The sequence below is a fragment of the Halochromatium sp. genome, from assembly GCF_054919635.1.
Genome location: NZ_JBUDPI010000028.1, coordinates 1 through 19716 on the forward strand (window position 1 = coordinate 1; position 19716 = coordinate 19716).

At 63.3% G+C, this 19716-nt stretch carries 13 protein-coding genes; 4 read left to right on the top strand and 9 right to left on the bottom strand.

The window, feature by feature from the left end:
- Positions 1-70: 70 nt before the first annotated feature.
- The 4 genes from ACY693_RS03375 to ACY693_RS03390 form a co-directional block, all read right to left on the bottom strand.
- On the bottom strand, positions 71-379 hold the full coding sequence (locus ACY693_RS03375; protein WP_462320421.1) for a UPF0175 family protein: 309 nt from the start codon (positions 377-379) through the stop codon (positions 71-73).
- Between the two features lie 137 nt (positions 380-516).
- Positions 517-1452, bottom strand: a complete 936-nt coding sequence (locus ACY693_RS03380; protein WP_462320433.1) for a diguanylate cyclase domain-containing protein — start codon at positions 1450-1452, stop codon at positions 517-519.
- A complete protein-coding gene (locus tag ACY693_RS03385) occupies positions 1442-6610 on the bottom strand; it encodes a PAS domain S-box protein (protein WP_462320422.1) in 5169 nt (1722 codons plus the stop codon). The genes ACY693_RS03380 and ACY693_RS03385 overlap by 11 nt, the downstream gene beginning before the upstream one ends.
- A gap of 147 nt (positions 6611-6757) precedes the next feature.
- On the bottom strand, positions 6758-8383 hold the full coding sequence (locus ACY693_RS03390; RefSeq protein WP_462320423.1) for an MFS transporter: 1626 nt from the start codon (positions 8381-8383) through the stop codon (positions 6758-6760).
- A gap of 186 nt (positions 8384-8569) precedes the next feature.
- Here ACY693_RS03390 and ACY693_RS03395 point away from each other — a divergent pair, with 186 nt between their 5' ends.
- Entirely contained in the window at positions 8570-9208 is a 639-nt protein-coding gene (locus tag ACY693_RS03395) for a MarC family protein (protein WP_462320424.1), read from the top strand.
- A 178-nt stretch (positions 9209-9386) separates the two neighbouring features.
- Here ACY693_RS03395 and ACY693_RS03400 read toward each other — a convergent pair whose 3' ends face one another.
- Positions 9387-9917, bottom strand: a complete 531-nt coding sequence (locus tag ACY693_RS03400; protein WP_462320425.1) for a DsrE family protein — start codon at positions 9915-9917, stop codon at positions 9387-9389.
- 118 nt (positions 9918-10035) lie between these two features.
- On the bottom strand, positions 10036-10323 hold the full coding sequence (locus ACY693_RS03405) for a sll1863 family stress response protein (RefSeq protein ID WP_462320426.1): 288 nt from the start codon (positions 10321-10323) through the stop codon (positions 10036-10038).
- 244 nt (positions 10324-10567) lie between these two features.
- Between ACY693_RS03405 and ACY693_RS03410 the strand changes: the two genes are divergently transcribed.
- Positions 10568-11914: a hypothetical protein gene (locus ACY693_RS03410; RefSeq protein ID WP_462320427.1), complete on the top strand. Its 1347-nt coding sequence runs from the start codon at positions 10568-10570 to the stop codon at positions 11912-11914.
- A gap of 17 nt (positions 11915-11931) precedes the next feature.
- Positions 11932-12747: a mechanosensitive ion channel family protein gene (locus ACY693_RS03415; protein ID WP_462320428.1), complete on the top strand. Its 816-nt coding sequence runs from the start codon at positions 11932-11934 to the stop codon at positions 12745-12747.
- An 85-nt stretch (positions 12748-12832) separates the two neighbouring features.
- Here the strand turns inward: ACY693_RS03415 and ACY693_RS03420 are convergent, their stop codons facing one another.
- Together ACY693_RS03420 and moaA are read right to left on the bottom strand one after the other, a co-directional pair.
- The gene (locus tag ACY693_RS03420; protein WP_462320429.1) at positions 12833-15892 is read right to left on the bottom strand and encodes a M28 family peptidase; all 3060 of its coding nucleotides are present in this window, start codon (positions 15890-15892) and stop codon (positions 12833-12835) included.
- Between the two features lie 163 nt (positions 15893-16055).
- On the bottom strand, positions 16056-17057 hold the full coding sequence (gene moaA, locus ACY693_RS03425) for a GTP 3',8-cyclase MoaA (protein WP_462320430.1): 1002 nt from the start codon (positions 17055-17057) through the stop codon (positions 16056-16058).
- A gap of 320 nt (positions 17058-17377) precedes the next feature.
- Between moaA and ACY693_RS03430 the strand changes: the two genes are divergently transcribed.
- Positions 17378-18937 (top strand): mechanosensitive ion channel family protein, encoded by a 1560-nt coding sequence (locus tag ACY693_RS03430; RefSeq protein WP_462320431.1) that lies wholly within the window; start codon positions 17378-17380, stop codon positions 18935-18937.
- On the opposite strand, the gene ACY693_RS03435 is transcribed toward ACY693_RS03430, so the two are convergent.
- Positions 18934-19419 carry a hypothetical protein gene (locus ACY693_RS03435; protein ID WP_462320432.1) on the bottom strand — a complete coding sequence of 162 codons (486 nt, stop codon included), beginning with the start codon at positions 19417-19419 and terminating at the stop codon, positions 18934-18936. The genes ACY693_RS03430 and ACY693_RS03435 overlap by 4 nt on opposite strands.
- Between the last annotated feature and the right edge of the window lie 297 nt (positions 19420-19716).

Sequence of the window (19716 nt, forward strand, 5' to 3'; positions counted from 1 at the left end):
GGCCAACAAAGGTGATTCCAGCGGTGAAGAGGGCTGCTGATCGAGGCCGGTGAAGCGCAACGAACAGAATTCATGCGAGAGCGGGGCGAGCCACCACTCCGCTCCTGGTGCAACGTCGTTCGGGCAGCACGGCTGCCCGTGCTGCTTGCATATCGTCGATCGCTTCTTCCGGAGAGCCGCCCCAAGCCACCTGGCGTCGCGCTAGCAGAGCCTGGAATGCTAAGCGATCCATGTCGGCGATGGTTCTGGCTTGACTTGGCCCGAGCAAGCCCTCCTGGACCAAGAATATTGCAAACTCGCGACGAAGCTCCTCTTCAGCGCGGCTAGGGGGGAGCTTCAGCGCATTGAAGGCGTCTTCGGGAATTGGTAGGCAATGCATCGATTTTGCGTGCGCGGCGTGAAAGGCTGAAAGAAGGTTAGCACGTTTGGCCGTAACCGCTGGCTTGCCGCTAAGTCTGATCCTTCCCGCGTCCGACTTGCCTCGATGAACGAAAGCGCAGCCTCAGCAGCCTTGTATCAATTGGTGTCGATGTCACGCCAGACCTGCTGGTCACGCCCCTGTTCCTTGGCCTGATAAAGCGCCTGGTCGGCAGCCTGTTTCAGGGCTTCAGCGTTTGCGACCGGCTGTTGCGCTCGATGCGTGCTGGCGCCGATGCTGAGGGTGATGTGATCGGCAACGGGTGAATAGGCATGCGGAATGGCCAGGGCATGGATCGCTGAGCGCATCTGTTCGGCTACTTGGCAGGCGCCGGTGGCATCGGTCTCGGGCAAGAGGGCGACGAACTCCTCGCCACCATAGCGGGCAACGAGATCGGCGGAGCGGGCCGGCACTTGCGCCAGTGCTTGCGCAACACGGCGCAGGCAGAGATCGCCGGCGCCATGTCCGTAGCTGTCGTTGTAGGGCTTGAAATGATCGATGTCGATCATCAGCAACGATAGCGGCCCTTGATAGCGCGATTGCCGGTTCCATTCCTGCGAGAGCTTGCGGTCGAAATAGCGTCGATTCGGGATCTCGGTGAGGCCATCCTGGAGCGCGATTTTCTCGAGCAGATCGGTCTTGAGCTTGAGGCTGACCTGATTGTGAACCCGAGCACGGACGATGGCCGCATTGAAGGGCTTGGAGATGTAATCGGCAGCCCCGAGCTGCAACCCTTTGGCTTCATCCTGTGCCTGGCCCAAGGCGGTCACGAAGATGACCGGAATCGAGTGTGTGGCTTCATCCGCCTTGAGCTCGCGGCAGATGGCGTAGCCATCCTGATCCGGCATCAGGATATCGAGCAGGATCAGGTCCGGCGCCGGATCACGCCGTGCCAGCTCCAAGGTCTTGGCGGCGCTGGTCGCGGTGATGATGCGATACTCGGCCTTGAGCAGCTTGGCCAGTGCATGGATGTTGGCAGGCTGATCGTCGACGATCAGAATCGTGGCGCGCTGTTCTCTCACCTCATGCCTCACGTTCGGGGTTGGCAATGCGGTCTGCAGCGCGCTTCAGCAGCTCAGCTGCGCGCTCATGGTCGAAGGTTTCGATATAGGTTTGTAGCTCGCGCGCGAGGGCCGTACCGCCATGCTCGCGAATAGCAGCGATAACTGCAACGAGCAGTGCATCGTCGATTAACTCACCCGCGGAGAGGGCACGCAGGACCTGATCGATGGCCTCAAGGCTTTCTCCTGCATCGCGTTGGTGGCGCTCAGTCGGTTGCTGGTCCTGCGTCGATGGGTGGGCGCTGGTGCTGTCAGCCACGTCGTCGGGGGCGGGAGCGTTGGCTGCGCCCAGGGTTGCAGGCGCGTCTGCATCATTGGCATCTGTCGCTAGCCGAGCTAAGCTCGCGCGAGCTTGCTGCAGAGCCTGGGAAAGCGCCTCGTGCTTGGTGCCGGGGATGGGCGCTTCATGGGGGCCGAGATGTCCGAGCTGCTGATCGATCTCGGTGGCGATCGCCGCCAGCTGGGTGGCGCCGAGCGTGCCGGCCAGGCCCTTTAGCGTATGCAGCATGCGTCTTGTCTCGATCGTCGGCGGTTGTTGCGCCACTTGCTCGCCGAGATGAGAGAATTCGCCCTCGATCTGACGCCGAAAGCGATGCAGCAATCTCAGATAGAGCACGGCATCCTGATCGAAGCGCTCGAGTCCATGTTGTAGGTCGAACCCTTCAAGTGTATCAGGCAACAGCGCGTTCGTGGCTGTTGAGCGGTCGGGAGCGGGGTCCTGCGGCCCAATCCGGGGCGGCTGCTCAGGTGTGGGGGTCGGCACCGCATCGGGGTCAGCTGCGCCCTGGTGACTGTGGCTCTGACTGGGGCTGGGGCTGGGGCTGGATGGCAGCGCTGTGCGAGATCTGCTCGTAACCGGTTCCTGGGCAGGCAGCCAGGCTTCGAGCAGCTGGAACAGGGTCTGCTTCTCGATCGGCTTGGCGAGATGGTCATTCATCCCGGCATCGCGCGCCCGCGCTCGATCGTCTTCCATCACCGCCGCCGAGAGGGCCAGAATCGGCAGGTCCGGATGCTGGGTGCGGATGCGCCGGCTGGCCTCGAAGCCGTCCATGACCGGCATCTGTAGGTCCATGAGCACCAGGTCGACCGGTTCTTCGGTGAGCCTGTCTAGGGCTTCGCGACCATTGCTCGCAGGGATGATGCGTGCGCCTGTCTTTTTCAGCAGCTCGGTCGCGACCTCTTGATTCAGACTATTGTCCTCGGCCAGCAGGATGGTCCGGCCCCGCAAGTTGGGCGCCCGTTCTGGGTCCGTTGGCTGCTGACTGGGGGCTTGTTCGGCACGCGCTCGCGCCATGGCGTTGAGCAGCGTGCGCGGGGTGACCGGTTTACTGAGAAACGCGCTAAAGAGGGACGCATGCTGGCTCAGACCCTCCTGGCTGTAGGCGCTAATGATCAGCGCCGGGATCTGGGTATCGGTCAACACCCCTTGGGTGCGCAATGCGTGCAGGCGCTCGAGGGTTGCGACCCCGTCGAGCTTGCCAGGCAGCTTCCAGTCGACCAGGATGAAATCGAAGGGCAACCCTTGGACCTCAGCGGCCTCGACGGCGGCGATGGCGGCCTCGCCGGTGTCGGCCTCGGTAACCTTGAGCGCCTCCTGCTCGAGCATATCGCGCAGCACCTTGCGGGCAGTGACATGATCATCGACCACCAGCACCCGAGCACCGGCGTGGATGGTCTCTGCATGTCGGGGTGCAGAGGCGGGCTGCGAGGAGAGCGGCAGGCTCAGCTCGAAGCCGAAGGTGCTGCCTTGACCCGGGTGCGAGGCGAGCCTGAGCGCGCCGCCCATCTGCTCCAGCAAACGGCGGCTGATGACCAGGCCGAGCCCGGTGCCACCATGCGTGCGGGTGGTGGATGAATCCCCCTGGGCGAAGGGCTGGAACAGGCGCTGCTGTTGCGCCTCGGTCATGCCGATGCCGGTGTCGCGTACCTCGACGCGCAGATCGGCGCGTTGAGCCTGTCGCGGTAAGAGCCGGATCTCCAGTTCGACCTGACCCTGCGCGGTGAACTTGATGGCGTTGCTCAGCAGGTTGGTCAACACCTGTGCCAAGCGCATCGAGTCGCCAATCACCGCCGGAAGCCCATGGGCGTTGCTCTGAAAGATGAGCTCGATGCCTTTGTCCTCGGCAGCCGCGGCGAACAGGATCTGTATCTGATCGAGCAGATCGTCGATGTGAAACGGCCGCGATTCCAGCTCCAGCTTGCCGGCCTCGATCTTCGAATAGTCGAGGATGTCGTTGATGATGCCGAGCAGCATGCGCGAAGAATCGCGAATCTTGCCCAGATAATCCCGTTGTCTGTCATTCAAGGGGGTTGCGAGCAACAGCTCCGAGAGACCGATGACCGCGTTCATCGGCGTGCGGATCTCGTGGCTCATGTTCGCCAGGAATTCGCCCTTGGCCTGGTTGGCGCGCTCGGCCGCCTCTTGCGCCTGCTTGATCTCGGTGAGGTCGTTGTAGACCGAGACCACCTCGCCTGAGGAGAGCTTGAAGACGCTACTTTCTCGCCATCCCTGAAGTTGCTGATCCTCATAGTGTGCCAGTGGAAGTGCTGCGCTCTTGCCCGTTCGCGCCACTTGCCTCAAGGTCTCGAGCAGTCCCATCTCTTCCACCGCTGGGAAGCACTCGGTCACCCGACGACCGATGACATCCTGACGTTGACGCTGGTCCATCCGTTCCGCGGCGGCGTTATAGCCAGTGAAGACGAAATCCTGCCCATCATCGACCGGCTGGAAGACCGCGACGCCGCTGCCGGTGTTCTCAAAGATGCCTTGGAAGCGCTCCTTTTCCGCCTCCAGTGCCTCCTTGGCCTGCTTGGCCTCAGTGATATCGAGATCGCTGCCCCGATAGCCCACCAGACGACCGTCACCGGCAAGGACGGGCGAGGCGTGGGTGCTGACCCAGATGCGATGGCCGTCCTTATGCACAACGGGATTGATCAAGCCGTCAAAGGATTGGTGTTTGGCAAAGCCCCTTAATGCTGCCGCCTTGAAGGCCTCGCGGCCGCCTGCCGGATGCAGATCATAAAAGTGGGCACGTCCGACGAGCTCATCGGGCTTGTAGCCCCAGACGGTCTCGGCCACCGCGCTCAGGTAGGTATAGCAACCCTGAGCATCAACCTCCCAGGTCACTGTGCGGCTTTGCGCCGCGAGTTGTTGCAAACGCTGCTCTCGGTCTTGGAGGTCGCGCTGGGCCTCCTTGAGCGCAGAGATATCCTGAATAATCGACCAGATGACCTCTCGTCCTTCCGGTGTCTGGGTCTTGAAGCCGTTGAGCAGCACCGGGTAGCGGCTTCCATCCTTGCGGATGTATTCCTTCTCGAACGGACCATAGACGCCGGTCTGGCGCAACGATTCCAGGGCCTGCTGTTCGAGCGGTAGGTATTGTTTGGGCGTGAGCTCCCAGTAGCTGAGTTGGCGGAATTCCTCTGCGCTGTAGCCGGCGGGCTCGTTGATGGCGGCATTGAATTCGAGGAAGGCGCCAGTCTCGAAATCGTTCATTGCGATACCGACCGGCGAGCGTTCGAAGAGGCCGCGGAACTTGGCTTCCTCGGCCATAAGTCGACGCTTGGCGGTAATGCGATCGGTGACATCCTCGTTGATGCCGACGACGCGAATTGCGCGCCCCTGCTCATCACGGATGACGCGTGCGACGCCTCTGAGCGTGCGAGATGCCTGATCCTTGGGACGTTTGAGCTGGATCTCGATATCGAAGTGCTGATCGTCCTCGACCAACGCCCGGAACGTGGCCTCGGCTTGCAGGCGGGAATCCGGGTGCAGGTTTTCAGCCCAATCATCGAAATGGCCTCGGAAACGCGCGGGATCGACGCCGTAGAGACTGAACATCCGCTCGTCCCAAAACAGTCGATCCTGCTCGAGATCATAGTCCCAGATGCCGAATTCAGCCGCGTCGGCCGCCAGCTGCAGGCGCTCACGGCTCTCGATGAGTTGTTGCTCTGCCTGCTTCTGCTGGCTGATGTCGTGCAAGATCGCCATCAACCGGGGCTGTCCATCCAACTCCAGATAGATGGCTGAGAGCTGGATATGAAGCAGGTGGCCATCCTTGTGTCGATGCAGGGTCTCGAATTCGTCGTGGCCTTGAGTGATGATTTTGTGGACGTGGGCGGCGGTTTCTTCAGGCCGCTCCTTGGCCTCATAGTCGCGAATGCGTAGCCGGGCGAATTCCTTGGCGCTGTAACCGAGCTGCTCATGCGCTTTGCGGTTGAATTCGAGCGTGGCGCCATCGGTCGGATCGATGACGATCATGGCATCCGGAGAGTATTCGAAGAGAATGCGGAATTTCTTCTCTTGTTCTTGCAGCTCGCGGTTGAGCTGATGGCGTGTCTGTTGATGCTCCTTCAACAAGACGAACCAGCGGTTGTAATAGAGGCTGACCAGGTCGCGTTGGCTGACCAGTCCCAGCAGCTGGCCATCCTCGCCCACCACCACAACGCGCTTGATGCGGCAACGTCGACAGAAGACGAGGGCTTCGGCGATGGTCGCTGACTCATCGAGCGTCAGCAACGGCGCGCTCATGATGGTCCGTACCGGGGCTTGCCAATCCAGGCCGTCGTCTCCGAGGAGCTTGAGTAGATCGCGCTGGGTGAGGATGCCGACCGGCTGCGCATCGCGGAGCATGATGCTGGCGCTGAAGTGCCCCTCGTCCATGCCTTGCACAACCGCTTGCAGCGGCATGTCCTCGCCCACGACAAATGGCTGCATGCTATGCAGCAGGTCGCCGAGGCTTTGCATCTCGGCCAGTACCTGCGGGTCGAGGCAGCCCGCTAGGTCGGTATAGCTGACGATGCCCTGCAGCTGACCATCAGGGTCGACCAAGCAGATATGCTCGGAATGGTTTCGGATCGCCTTGAGTCCATCCAGCGCTGAGGCATCGGGATCGAGCAGGGCGGCTTCCGGAAGCTCCAGCGCCGAGAGTGGTGTCGACAGCGGCAGCCCCTTGATCTGCAGCGACAGCAGCATGCTGGAGAGCACCAGCCGATAGCCTGACTGGGTGCGCACCACGACATCGCGGATATTGTGGCGGTTCATGGTCTGAACCGCCTCGGCGAGGGGCGCGGTCTCGGGAAGGGTCACGACCTCAGCGGTCGCAATGCTGCGTAATGTCGGGAAAACCATCTACCCCTCGGCGGTTGTCGGGCGGCACCAGGTCGATGAAGGGTCCGTTCCGACTTGGCCCTGTGCTGACCGGCTCAGGGCGGCACTCTAGCGAGGTCGGTCGTCAAGGAACATGATTTTTTGTTGCTGCCGCAGATTCTGTTCTGGTCACGCGCTGCGCAATCGGCTGATCTTCACAAGACCCACGGCCGCCAGCGGCAGTAGCAGGCTGATCAGCATTGCGGTGATCATCAGTGCGCCCAGATCGCCGTAATCGGCCGGTACGCTAATCTCGCCGCTCGCTCGGTCTTGCACCTCTCGGGTGACACTGAAGACCTGGTTCAGATACTTGGTGCCGAGCTGGCTCGCGGAGAGCGCCAGATTGGTGAACGAGGCCATGATGGCGAAGAAGGTGGCCTTGAGCTGGGCCGGTGCCGAGCTGGCGATCCAGGCCAGCATGGGAATCATTGCGATCTGCCCCAGGGGCGACTCCAGTGCGGTGTCGACCACCGCGATGAACCGGGCATCGACAAGCCCGCCGGTAAGCGCCGCAGTCCATTCGTGCAGCCCGTAGTACATGCCAATCATCGGCAGATAGAGCACCGTGCTGGCCAGTGTCAACACGACGACCAGATAGCGGATCGAGCGCTCGGCCATGAAGCGGCGGAAGATGAACATGCCAAACAGGGTCAGGCTACTGCCGATCAGCGCCAGCACGGCGAGGAACTGTTGGTCGAACCCCAGCTCATCGATCATCCACCAGGTCTGACCGGGTCCGGGGTTCGGCATGGCGCGGAAGACGAAGATGATCAGTGCCGTGCCCACCAGCAGCCGGCGCGCCTCGGGCTCGAGCACCTGAACGAGCCGGGAGATCAGGAACAGGATGATCGCGAGCGAGCCGGCAAAGATGATCTCCTGGTTATACGGCAGGTCGCCGAGTCCGAGGCTGAGCGTAAAGACCACGAAGGCCAAGCTGCCGCCCAGAATCCACCAGTTCGGCGCCGTGCGCTCCTGCTCGCCGTCTAGCAGCCGCAAGGCGGCTTGCTTATCGAGGCCCTGTTGCCGGAGCTGGCGCAGATGCCGCTGGCGGAGCAGCGCCGCGAGCCCAACACCCAGGACCGAGATCACCGGGATCAGCAGCGCCAGCTCATAGATCAGGATATAGGTGTCGACCTTGTCCGTTTCGGACATCGACTCGACGCCGGCGAACAGAAAGATGTTGGCCAGTGAGACCAGCACGCCGCCGCCGATAATCGCCACCCGGCCCAGCGTCTGCATGGTGGTGTGCATCAACTTGCGCTGGGCCTGGTCGACCAGCGTCCCATCCGGATGCACCCGCGGGACGGCCTCAACCGTCATCGCATCGGCCACCACGTCCTGCACCACATAGCCCACTGGGGCGAGCAGAACGCTCATCACGAACCAGGCCTCCACCGGCAGCATCGTCGCCATGCCGGCGGGATCGGACAGCAGGCCGATCATGATCAGCAGACTCGCGGTGAGCATGGCCGCGCCCAGATAGACGAGCAGGGATTTCCAGCGCCAGATCAGGTCGACCAGATGGCCTAAGGGCATCTTCAGCGCCCAAGGGATGCCTGCCCAGAAGCCCAGACCGGCCAGAAATGCCGCCGACAGACCGAGATAGTCCTTAACGAAGAAGGTACCGACGATGGCCGTGAGCCCCTGGATGCCGAAGGCCACATAGATCATCAGGGGTGGTAGATAGGACAGCCGCATCTCTCGGCCAAGCTCGAAGATGTTGCGGTCGATCCAGTGATAGGCGCGGGTGATCATAGGCTAAAGCTAGCAAAAAGCGGCCGCTGAATCATGCTTCTTTGTTTTTGGTGTTGACTTGGAAGGCCCCGCTGTCAGCGGTGAGGCTGAGCGATCGGTTGAAAACCTTTCCCGAATCCTCTTTGATTGCGCCTCCTGTGGTCGAGCCAGTGGTTGCGCGATCAGGGTTCTTGGGCTCGAAAGACAATGGCAGAAAAGCTGGTTTACGAATTTGTCACGTTGTTCGTGGTGCTCGACCCATTTGGGATGCTAGCGGTTTTTCTGGCTGTGACGCCCGGCCTGGAGTCGGCACAGCGGGCGAAGGCAGCCGTGCTGGCGATCCTCTATGCCTTCGCCGTCTTGGTGTTCTTTATCGGCGTCGGTGAGCTGCTGCTGATCCAGATGGGCATCCCGCTGCTGGCGTTTCAGATCGCTGGTGGCATCCTGTTGGCACTGTATGGGATCGAGATGAGCCTTGGCGCGCATGCGCCTGGTGCTGGACCGAGCGCTGCCGGCGGGCTGCGAGCGGGTGGCAGTATCCATGCGCTCGCCGTCTATCCGTTGGCGATTCCGGCGATCGCTGGCCCCGGGGCCATGCTGACGGTGGTGTTACTGACGGATAATCGCGAGCACAGCATCACCGATCAGCTCATCACCACGGGTGTGATGGGTGTCGTGATGCTGATCTTCCTGCTGATCTTGCTTGCGGCGAATCCGATCATGCGGGTGATTGGCGAAGGCGGCGCCAATGTGCTCAAGCGGGTGATGGGTGTGCTGCTGACGGCGATTGCCGCCAAGATGGTGCTCACCGCCTTTCAGGAGTGGCTCGGCTTGCCGCCGCTCTAAACCTCGGCTTGAGTACTCGAGGCTTGCTGCGGCACGTCAGGGCCGACCTGAGTCGGCCTTGATGCAGCTCAGGCTTGCCAGGCTTGCCTCACCTCGGCCAGATCGGCTTCGACCGGCACCCGCCCTGATCTACGCGAAGTGCGTGCAAGCAGGGCAGGGCGTGCAGCATCTCGGGGATTCAGAAGATTGGGATCATCGCGTAGCCCTTGGACTGATAGCCGATCTGCGAGACGAAGGTATTGCCGACGAAGTCGATGCCCGGGAGCAGGGTGCCGGAGTCGATCTTGAACAGGCGCGCCGCGACCGAGCAGGCCTCCATGTGGACGTTCGGCTTTGCTTGCAGTGCCTTGATCTGCTCGGCAATGGCCTTGTAGTGCGCTTCTTGATCAAGCGGGACATCGGTGTGATCGGTCGAGATCAACGGCAGCGATGGCCCTCGGAAGGTGAACACCATCTCGGGCTCGACGCCTTGGCGCTTGAGATCCTCATAGGTCTCGTCCATGACCTTCAGATACAGGGTCAGCTTCTTGGGGTCGCCCATGTTGATGTCCCAGGCCACCTTGCCGGTCTCGACGCCGGCGAGCGCTCGGGCGTCGTCCGGCTTGGCCTCCGCCTCATCAGCTGCGAACGTCGTGGCGCTGACGCCGGCGAGACAGCAGGCGGCGAGGCAAAGCGCGGTAAGGTGGAAAGGTTTGCTGGTGAAGGGCATCGCAGTGGGTCTCTGGTGATTGTGCTTAAGGGTTGGATGAGGCGGCTGAAGGTCCCGCCGCCGACGCTGGTCTGCCGGCGGGGCGGACGTTGTAGGCTGCCGCGGTTCGTTTGGTCACTTACTTGAAGCGCTCGCGTGCCTTGTGCAGCGATTCGCTCAGGCTATGCCAGGCCTTCTCGAAGCCATCCTTGACGTCGTCCCAGGCCTCGTCGCCGGCGGCTTGGAGCTCGGCGAGCTGCTCGCGTGCATGGTCGCGGCGCTCCTGTAGCTTTGCGACCTCGTCCTGGTAGCGGATCTTTGCATCGGCCTGGGCCTCGTCCGCCTTGGCCTTGAGTTTTTCGATCTCGGCATTCCACTGGTCGAGCTGGGCCTTGGTCTTTTCGATGTAGGCATTCTTTTCGGTCATCGTCCACTCCCTCTCTGGTTACTGTGAAGGCGCTGCGTCAGCGATCATCGAGCCCTTGCTCACGCATGCGGGGTCTTGAGTGGAGCAGGCTATGACGCCGAGGGCTCGATGCGCAACGCAATCGTCGCACAACGGCGATTATAGGGCAGCTCATCCGGTTTCGACCGCCCGCAATTGGACCGCTTGTCGTTTGGCTCGGCGGCCGTCAGGATAGGGCAGCGAACACCGAGGGCTCGAGAGCACCATGGCGTCGACCGACCCGCAGACTGAACAGCGCAGCCCGATCTGGGAGCTGGTGCCGTTGTCCGACTATCGGCTGCCATCCGCGCCAACCGCAAACACGGCAAGGCGCGGCCTGTCGTCGTTGAAGCGCCTGTTTGGTCGCCGGCAGCAACAGCAGGGGCCGGTGAAAGCCGAAGACGAGCTGCATGCGCTCGAGCACGAGCGCTTGGAGACTGTTGCCGGGCCGATCGATTGGCGGGAGGCGGCCCAGGTGCTGCAGACAGCGCTCGAGCAGCGCTCATCTGCCGATGCGGCCTGGTTCATCATCAGCCCTCCGGCTGCGGGTTATGCCGGTCTCCTCGAGACCTGGGCCGCGCAGCAGACTGCGGCCTGTCTCCCAAGTCCTGCGTATGAAATCGTTGCCGGCGATCACTCGGGCTGGCTCGCCGATCTGCCACAGGCCGATACGCCCTGGACCCTGCCGCGGCTCGAGCGCTGCTGGCTGCGGCATCCGGCGGGGTTGGATCTGGTACGCGATCTGTTCGACCGCCTACTCAGTGGAAAGCTCGGCTTCGCTCTGATCGGCTGCGATAGCTGGGCCTGGGCCTATCTGCGCTATGTGGCTCCGACCCAGGTGGTGCGCGCGCTGACGCTGCAGGCGTTCGATGGTGAGCGGTTGGCGATTTGGCTCAGTGAGCTGGCGTCTCGCTCGCCACCGGCCGAAGCCACCGAACGCGCAACTGAAGGAGCGCCTGAACGCACGACCGAACGCACGACGGAACGACCGCTTGACCATCACCAGCAACCGCTTCGCTTCCGCCACGCGCAGAGCGGCAACCTGGTGTTGGCGGTGAATGAACGCGATGAGACCGCAGTGAGTAGCGAGCTCCGCTATCTGGCCGCGCAGTCGCGCGGCAACCCGGGTGTGGCGCTGGCGCGTTGGCGTGCGCGGCTGCGATTGGAGCCAGACAAGCCAGAGGCGGCTGATGGCAAGTCTGACGACGAGGTTGATGCTGGGACTGCTGCCGGGCCGAGTGCTCGGGCCGATGCAGGAGCCGATAACGTGGCCGAGCTCGAGCCCGAGACCATCTGGGTTGCCCCTGCGCTCGAGTTCGAGCTGCCGAGCGGGCTGGATGAGCCCGAGGCCCTCGTCCTGCACGCCCTGCTGTTGCACGATGGACTGCCGGTTGATGTCCTCGAGGGCCTCTTGCCGCACGGGCGTTTTCGCACGCGTGCCCTGCTGCTGCAGCTCGCCGCGGTTGACCTGGTCAAGCCGCAAGCGGATGGCTGCTGGCGCGTGACGCCTGTTGCCTATGCGGCGGTGCGTGGCTTCCTGGCTGGACGCCGCTTCCTGGTTGACGATCTCTAGCGCAGCGAGTCCAGGCCATGGATACCGAAAAGCTTGACGCCCTGTTCCGCCGGCTCGACACCGGTGCGTTGCTGGATCTGGTGCTGATCCTCGTCAGCGCCGTCGCGCTGATCTTGGCACTACAGAAGGTGCTGCCCTGGCTCGCCAACCGGTTGCATGGTCGGTCCCGGCACTACCTGCTGGCGTTGGTCCCCCTGCTGCGTCTGCGCGTTGTCATCGGCGCCTTTCTGCTTCTGGTGCCGATACTGATCGAGCCCTCGTTGCAGAACATGGTCGCGATTCTCGGCTCGTTGGGGTTGGCGCTGGGCTTCGCGCTCAAGGATTACGCCAGTAGCCTGGTCGCGGGCATTGTCGCCGTTGGCGAAGCCCCCTATCGCAATGGCGACTGGGTCCAGATCGGCGATACCTATGGCGAGGTCACCCATGTCGGTATGCGCACGCTGAATCTGGTGACGCCGGATGACAACCTGGTCTCGATTCCCCATGCCAAGCTCTGGACCGAGCCGATCTCCAACGCCAACAATGGCAGCCCACAGCTTCAATGCACCGCAGACTTCTATCTACACCCGCGCCATGATGGTGCTCAGGCTCGCGAGCTGCTCTTCGATGTCGCGCTCACCAGTCCGTACCTTGCGCTTGGCGAGCCGATCGCGGTGGTGGCCGAAGAACAGCCCTGGGGCACACGCTACCGGCTGCGTGCCTATCCGATCGATGCGCGCCAGCAGTTTCGCTTCGCGACCGATCTAACGCTGCGCGGGAAGGCCGAGCTATTACGCCAGGGCTTCAGGATGGCGGCGGTGCCAGCGCAGCCTGACCCTGCTGGCGTTGCTTGACCGGTGAACGTTGCTTGATCCGAGACTGGCGATGCTTGATCCGAGACCGGCACACTGGGCTCATCCTGCTCCCTGCAGTTGCCCATCACTCGCGCGGAGCCGGCACGACCGAGAGCGCCTGTTCGGCTCCGTCGCGGTTGACGGTCACCGCGACCGGATCGCCGACCTTGAGCGCATTGAGTGCGTAGGTATAGTCGTAGATGTTCTCGATGCGGCGGCCGGCGATGGCGACGACCAGATCCCCGGCGCGCAGGCCGCCCTTGTCCGCGGGTCCATTCTCTGCAACCCCATCGAGCAGCACGCCCTCTAGATCGGTCTCGCTGTAGGCCGGGATGGTGCCCAGGTAGGCGCGTAGATTGGCACGGCTGGCGTCGGTGCTCGGCTTCTCTTGGGCGACGTAGGCAGGAGGCTCTGGGTTGCTGGCGATTGCGGTGCCGACCAGGCTGGTCAGTCGGGCGATGCGGGCAAGACCCTCGTAATCGATCTTGTCGGCGGTGTCGCGAGAGGTGTTGTAATCCGCATGCACGCCGGTGAAGAAGTTGAGCACCGGTGCGCCGGCCAAATAGAACGAGGTGGTGTCGGTCGGCAGGTAGGCATCGTCTTGGAGCCGCAAGGGCAGGCCGACTGGGACGTTACGGCGCTCTAGCTCGCGGCGCCACACCGGGCTCGAGCCGACGCCTTGGACGTAGAGGGCCTTGTCGAGCCGTCCGACCATGTCGAGGTTGATGTAGCCGATCACCTCTTCTGCGTCGCCGAGCTGCTCGACGAAGGCCGAGGAGCCGAGCCGTCCCAGCTCCTCGCCGCTCCAGGCGGCGAACAGCAGGTCGTGCTCGAGCTCGAGCTTGCCGGCCTGCTGTTGGGCGACGAGCCACTCGGCGATCTCGAGCAGTGCCGCGACGCCGGAGGCGTTGTCATCGGCCCCAGGATGGATCAGGCCCGGCTCGCCATCGCGCGAATCGAGGTCCTCGCCCATCCCGATATGATCGAGATGGGCGCCGATGACGACCAGTCGCTGGGCCGGACCCTGGGTCGGGCGCCCAGTCGGACTCTGGGTCGGGCGCTGGGTCAGCTCGGCAGGCGTCGGGAGCCGGCCGAGGACATTGCGCGCCTCGGTGCGCACCGGCGCGAGATCGACGCTGGCGCTGATTGCAACCTCAGGCAGCTCCAGCCCTGAGATCGCGTCGCCGCCATCCAGGGCCTGTTGCTGTGCCGCCAACGAGGTGCCGGCGGCAGCGAGGAGCTGGTCGGCGAGGGCATCGCTGATTGAGATCACAGGCAGGCTGCCGCCACCGGCGCCAGCCTCATTGGTCAGCGCGATCAACTCCTCCTTGACACCGGAGCTGGGGCCGCTGGCGATCAGCAGACCCGCGGCGCCCTGCTCGCGGGCGACCATCGCCTTGAAGCGCAGGTTGGCGTATTCGCTCAGGTACTGTCGGCGCTCGGGAGAGACATTCTCGGGGAGATAGCGCAGCGCCAGCACCCAGCGCCCCTCGACATCAAGGCCCTGATAGCTGTCGTAGGCGGGCTGCTCACCATTGCCGGGCGCGACCATGCCGTAGCCGGCAAAGACCAAGTTTGCCGGTCCGGTCTGACCATTCCCCGAAAAGGCGAGCGGTCGCCACTCCTGATCAAGCTGGGCGCTGGCGGTGCCGCCATCCGCGCTCGTCTTCAGGCCGCTGATCTCGAGCCGATTGTCGTCACCCAGCGTGACCGCTGAGGTCAGCTCGTAGGGCTGAAACCAGCCGCTGTCTTTCGCAGCGGGCTGCAGACCGATCTGTTGCATGACCTTGGCAACGTACTCGCTCGCCAAGCGTTCACCGGCGGTGCCCGTGCGTCGGCCGGCCATCGGCTCGGAGGTCAGGATCTCGACATGGCGGCGCAGATCCTCAGCGCTGATCGCGGTCTCGGTGGGCGGGGCCTCGATGCTGGGCGGCGTCGTCTCCGGCGCCGCGCTCGATGTGGCGTCGGGGGCGGTGCCGGCGGGTGGCAGGCCTAGCAGCTCGCGGGCGGCGGCGTCATCCCAATCGGCGATGAAGATCTGCGCCTGCTTGTTCGCGGTCCGGCTGCTGGCCCAGGCCAGCCGCTCGCCATCCGGCGTGAACACGGGCAGGCCGTCGAAACCGGCGCTGTCGGTGACCCGGACAGGTCTCGATTGGCCCTGGCTGTCGACCAGGTAGAGCTCAAAATTGGCATAGCCCTGGGCGTTGTTGGCGAAGACGATGTAATCGCCGCTGGGATGGAAGAAGGGTGCCCAGGACATGACACCGAGGTTGGTGATCTGACGCTGATCGCTGCCATCAGCGCGCATGGTCCAGATCTCGGCGACCTTGCCATTGGCCTCGAAGCGGCGCCAGACGATGCGCTCACCATCGGCGCTGAAGAAGGGGCCGCCGTCATAGCCATCGTGGTCGGTGAGCCGGCGCAGATTGCCGCCATCGGCATCCATGATGTAGAGCTCCATGAAGCGCGACGGGTCTTGCGCCAGGGCGGCCTGCTGCTCCGCCGAGCCTGGATCGCTGTAGGCGTGACGATTGGAGGCGAAGACGATCTGCTCGCCATCGGGCGACCAGGAGCCCTCGGCGTCGTACCCCTCGGCATCGGTGAGCTGACGCAACAGGTTGCCGTCGGTATCGGCCTCGAAGATCTCGTAGCTGGGGTCGAAGCTCCAGGAGTAGCGGCTGCCCTGGCCGGAGGCGCGCTTCTCGAGCTCCTCCTGCTGCTTGTCGCGCGCCGCGGGGTCGAGATGGGTCGAGGAGAAGAGCACGCGCTGACCATCGGGGTGAATCCAGGCGCAGGTCGTCTTGCCGGTGCCGGTCGAGACGCGCTTGGTGTCGCCCGTCTCCAGGTCCAGCAGATAGATCTGGTAGAAGGGGTTGCCGGGCTCGCGCTCACTCTGGAAGATCATGGTGCGCCCGTCGGCGCTGAAATAGCCCTCGCCGGAGCGGCGGCCCTCAAAGATCAACTGGCGGGTGTTGGAGAGCAGGCGTGCCTCGTTGCTGGCAGCCTGACCTTCCGCTGTCTGCTGGTCGGAGGCATCAGCCGAGACGGCACTCGAGGCGGCACCCGAGACGGCGGACGCCGCGATGGATGCGCTGAGCAGAAGCGGCAGCAGCTGCCGATCGAAGGGTCTTCTATGGGTTGTCATTGTCTGTAGCTGTCCTCGAGCGGTGGTGATCGCCGCGCTGGCACCGAGGGCTACATCCTGTTGCGAGATGCCATTGCGACACGTTCGCATTAGAGTGGGGGCGAGAGGCGCTCGACCAAGTCCGGTCCGCGACCCGATCGGGTGCGGCAGCTCGGTGCGGTTGCTAACCGCCGGTCGCGTTCATGTGCCGAAAGATGATCGGCTTGGCCTCGAGATCGAAATCGTGGCCTTGCGGCTTGATCGCCATCGACTTGATGATGGCGCGCTTGACGGCATCGTCATCCAGCGGGTTGGCCCGCAGCACGCGGCGCAGATCGATCGAATGCTCCTGGCCCAGGCAGAGCAGCAGCCTCCCTTCGGCGGTGACGCGCACCCGGTTGCAACTGCCGCAGAAGTTGTGGCTGTGAGGGGAGATGAAGCCAATGCGGGTGTCCGTGCCAGCGACACGCCAGTAGCGCGAGGGACCGCCCGTGGTCTCGGTGGTCGGGATCAGCTCGAACTGTTCGGCGAGATCGCTACGGATCTGCTCACTCGGGTAGAAGGCCTCGGCCCGGTCATGCTCGCCGATCTCACCGAGAGGCATCTCCTCGATGAAGGAGATCTCGAGCCCACGCTCCAGCGCGAAGCCCACGAGGTCGACGACCTCATCGTGGTTGCGATGCTTGAGGATGACGCTGTTGAGCTTGATGCGCGCGAACCCGGCCGACCGCGCAGCGTCGATGCCCGCCAGCACCTGTTCGAGGTCGCCCTTGCGGGTGATGGCGCGGAAACGCTCGGGGCGCAACGAATCCAAGCTGATGTTGATGCGGGTGACGCCTGCGGCTTTCAGCCGGTTGGCGAAGCGATGCAGCTGAGTGCCATTGCTTGTTAGGCTGAGATCCTTGAGGCCGGGCAGCGGGCCCAGGGCCTCAAATAGCGTCATCACATCGCGCCGCACCAAGGGCTCGCCTCCGGTGACGCGCAGCTTGGTCACGCCGAGCTCGGTGAAGCAGCGGCCAAGCCGGGCCATCTCTTCGAGCGTGAGCACCTGCGCTCGGGGCAAGAAGGTCATGTCCTCGGCCATGCAGTAGACGCAGCGCAGGTCGCAGCGGTCGGTGACCGAGAGGCGGACATAGGTCACTTGGCGGCCGAAGCGATCGATGAGGGCAGGGCGTTCTGTGGACATCTGGTTGGCTCTCGGGAAAAACGGGCGATCGATGCCGGTGGTGATATCGGACCCCGGGCTTGGGCGACGACGAGATCACCTGATAGCCTCATTGGGTCGCTCAGGTGGTCGCTCAGTTCTGGGCTCAGGTATGAGCTTAGGCTTAGATGGCTGGTCGACGCTGGCTGATCCGGTTAGGGTTGTCAGGGATGCAAGGCTAAGGCACTCGATGGTTTTGGCGCGACATTTGGTCGAACCACAAACAAACAATGCCAGAAAACGAGGGGGTTGGATGCGACAACTGCGATTGATGATGCTGCGGAGCAACGCTCAGTTTGCCGATGAAGGACCTACGCCAATTCATTGATGGTCTGACCGACAGCTACTGGGAGTTGTTGGTCGGACTCTTAGTGCTGGTCTTGCTCTGGAAGATCGGTACGCTGGTGGTCCGCAAGCGGCCGCTTGCAGACCATCTGCCGTTGCTGACGGCGTTATTGGACGTCGTGCTCTGGCCGACCTGGGTCATCATCCTGAGCGGACTCTTGCGTTACCTGCTGCGCGTCTTGGAGCTGCGGACCTTTATTGGTCCTGTCGATTGGTGGACCAGCTTCTTCCTCTACCTTACCGCCGCTTGGGCCATTGGCCGTGTGGTGACTGTCGTCGCCAAGCAGCGCCGGCGGCGCAAGAATCGCAGCGAGCACATCCCCAAGCTGATCGAGGCCTTGCTCTATGTCGCGGTCATCCTGGTCGCCGTCGGCCTGTTCATGTGGCAGAAGGGCTATTCGTTCACCGGCGTCTGGGTCTCGACGGGTGTCGCCGCCGGCGTGATCGGCTTGGCCTTGCAGCGTACCCTTGGCGATCTCTTCGCCGGCGTATCGCTGGGGATCGAGCGGCCGTTTCGGATTGGCGATTGGGTTGAGCTGCCGGATGAGCAGCTGATTGGCCAGGTGGTCGATCTCAATTGGCGGGCAACGCGCCTGCGCGGCTGGGATAACGCCACCGTGGTGATCCCGAATGGGCGGATGGCGAGCGCATCGATCAAGAACTACTACAGCGATCATCATCTCTACGCACCCTGGTATTTCGTCAACATCCCGGCTGAGGTCTCGCCGCGCTTCGCCTCTGCGATGTTGCTTGATGCGGCGATGCGCTGCGACAGCGTGCTCAAGTTCCCCAATCCGGTGGTGCGTCTCGCCGCCGCCTCGAAGGTCCCCTACAGCTACATGGTCTGGGTGCACCTGAAGAATTATCCGTCGATGTTTCGTGCTCGCGAGGAGCTCTATCGCGAGATCCATCTGGGGCTCCAGGAGGCCGGCATCGAGGTGTCTCCGGAGGTGACCGAGATGCGCACCCGGCGCGCTCATGTCAATCGCGCCGAGCCGCCGACGGTGGCGCTTGCGCTGCGCAGCCTCGATGTGGCTGGGGTGCTGAACGACGATGAGCTGAATCAGCTCGCTGCCCGCAGTGAGTACCGCTATTTCGATGTTGGCGATCAGATACTAGCCGAAGGTGGGGCCAGCGACGCCTTCTACGTCATCATCGGCGGGCTCGTCGATAGCGCGATCCGTCTGCCGGATGGAACCCCGAAGGTCGTCGAAACGCTGGGGCCGGGGAAGCATTTTGGGATCTCAGAGATGCTGACGACGCAGCCGAACTTCCTCGAATTCATCGCCAACACCGATGTGACCCTGATTCGAATCGATCTCGATGCGGTGCGGGCGCTGCTTGCCGAGCGCCCCGAGCTCGGCGAGTATCTGGCCGGCATCGTCAAGAGCCGGCTGGATGCGGCCGATGCAGCCCGGGTCGCGAGCCGCCGCCCGGTGCGACGGCTGTCGCTGCGCGACGTGCGCGATGGGATCGAGCGCCGGCTGCGCGGCCATCGGGGAGGACCGCGGGGCTAGCCCGGGTCCTGCGGACTTGTTTGCTCCGTTTGCTCGACTTGCTCCCCTTGCTCTTGCCCCTGCATCTCGTCGAGCTTGACCTCTAGCCGATCGATCTGCTCACGCATCGATTCCGGCAGCGACTCCTTCAGGCCGCTGAGCTTGGCCATCACGTCCTCGGCCGAGCTCAGGTTGTTCTCGTCGAGGTAGGTCTTGATCTTGTCGATCATCTCCTGCGCGCGCGTGCCCGCCGTTGCGCCCATCTGCTCAGCCTGTTGTGCGGCGATGCCGGCGGCCTCGGTGAGGGCATCCATGGCCTGGGCGCCGGCCTCAGAAGCGCTATCCATCGCCGCCTGCGTCTTCTCCTTGACCGAATCCATCCCGGAGCCGCTGCTGGCGTCGTTTTCGGTCTCGCTCGTGCTGGGGCTCTGGTCGCCATCGCCACAGCCAGCGAGCGCTAACAGGACGGCTGCGCAGAAAGTAAGCGTCAATCGTTGTTGCATCGGGTTACTCCCAGTGGTTGCGTGGATCGAAGAATCGGCCGCTGCGGATACGGCTTTGCCAGCGATGCGGCGCGCATTCAACAGTAGCGCAACCTCCGTCTGGATGCACCAGGACTGAATGCATCAGGACTGAATGCACCAGGATGCGCAGACGTCTCCCTCAACGCATGGATCAGCGTGCGGCTAACGTCCATGGCGCGCCGCCGCACCGGATGATGAAGCGATTTCACAGTCGAGTGGCGCTCTTCTATCAGGAGCAGATCCCCGCTTTCTCCGCCTCCTACTCGAGGAGGCCGG

Excerpts from the sequence above, each read along its gene's own strand:
- ACY693_RS03435 (WP_462320432.1), bottom strand. The coding sequence starts at position 19,419 with ATGCAACAACGATTGACGCTTACTTTCTGCGCAGCCGTCCTGTTAGCG.
- ACY693_RS03415 (WP_462320428.1), top strand. The coding sequence starts at position 11,932 with ATGGATACCGAAAAGCTTGACGCCCTGTTCCGCCGGCTCGACACCGGT.
- ACY693_RS03405 (WP_462320426.1), bottom strand. The coding sequence starts at position 10,323 with ATGACCGAAAAGAATGCCTACATCGAAAAGACCAAGGCCCAGCTCGAC.
- ACY693_RS03395 (WP_462320424.1), top strand. The coding sequence starts at position 8,570 with ATGGCAGAAAAGCTGGTTTACGAATTTGTCACGTTGTTCGTGGTGCTC.
- moaA (WP_462320430.1), bottom strand. The coding sequence starts at position 17,057 with ATGTCCACAGAACGCCCTGCCCTCATCGATCGCTTCGGCCGCCAAGTG.
- ACY693_RS03375 (WP_462320421.1), bottom strand. The coding sequence starts at position 379 with ATGCATTGCCTACCAATTCCCGAAGACGCCTTCAATGCGCTGAAGCTC.
- ACY693_RS03410 (WP_462320427.1), top strand. The coding sequence starts at position 10,568 with ATGGCGTCGACCGACCCGCAGACTGAACAGCGCAGCCCGATCTGGGAG.
- ACY693_RS03430 (WP_462320431.1), top strand. The coding sequence starts at position 17,378 with ATGAAGGACCTACGCCAATTCATTGATGGTCTGACCGACAGCTACTGG.
- ACY693_RS03390 (WP_462320423.1), bottom strand. The coding sequence starts at position 8,383 with ATGATCACCCGCGCCTATCACTGGATCGACCGCAACATCTTCGAGCTT.
- ACY693_RS03400 (WP_462320425.1), bottom strand. The coding sequence starts at position 9,917 with ATGCCCTTCACCAGCAAACCTTTCCACCTTACCGCGCTTTGCCTCGCC.
- ACY693_RS03385 (WP_462320422.1), bottom strand. The coding sequence starts at position 6,610 with ATGGTTTTCCCGACATTACGCAGCATTGCGACCGCTGAGGTCGTGACC.
- ACY693_RS03420 (WP_462320429.1), bottom strand. The coding sequence starts at position 15,892 with ATGACAACCCATAGAAGACCCTTCGATCGGCAGCTGCTGCCGCTTCTG.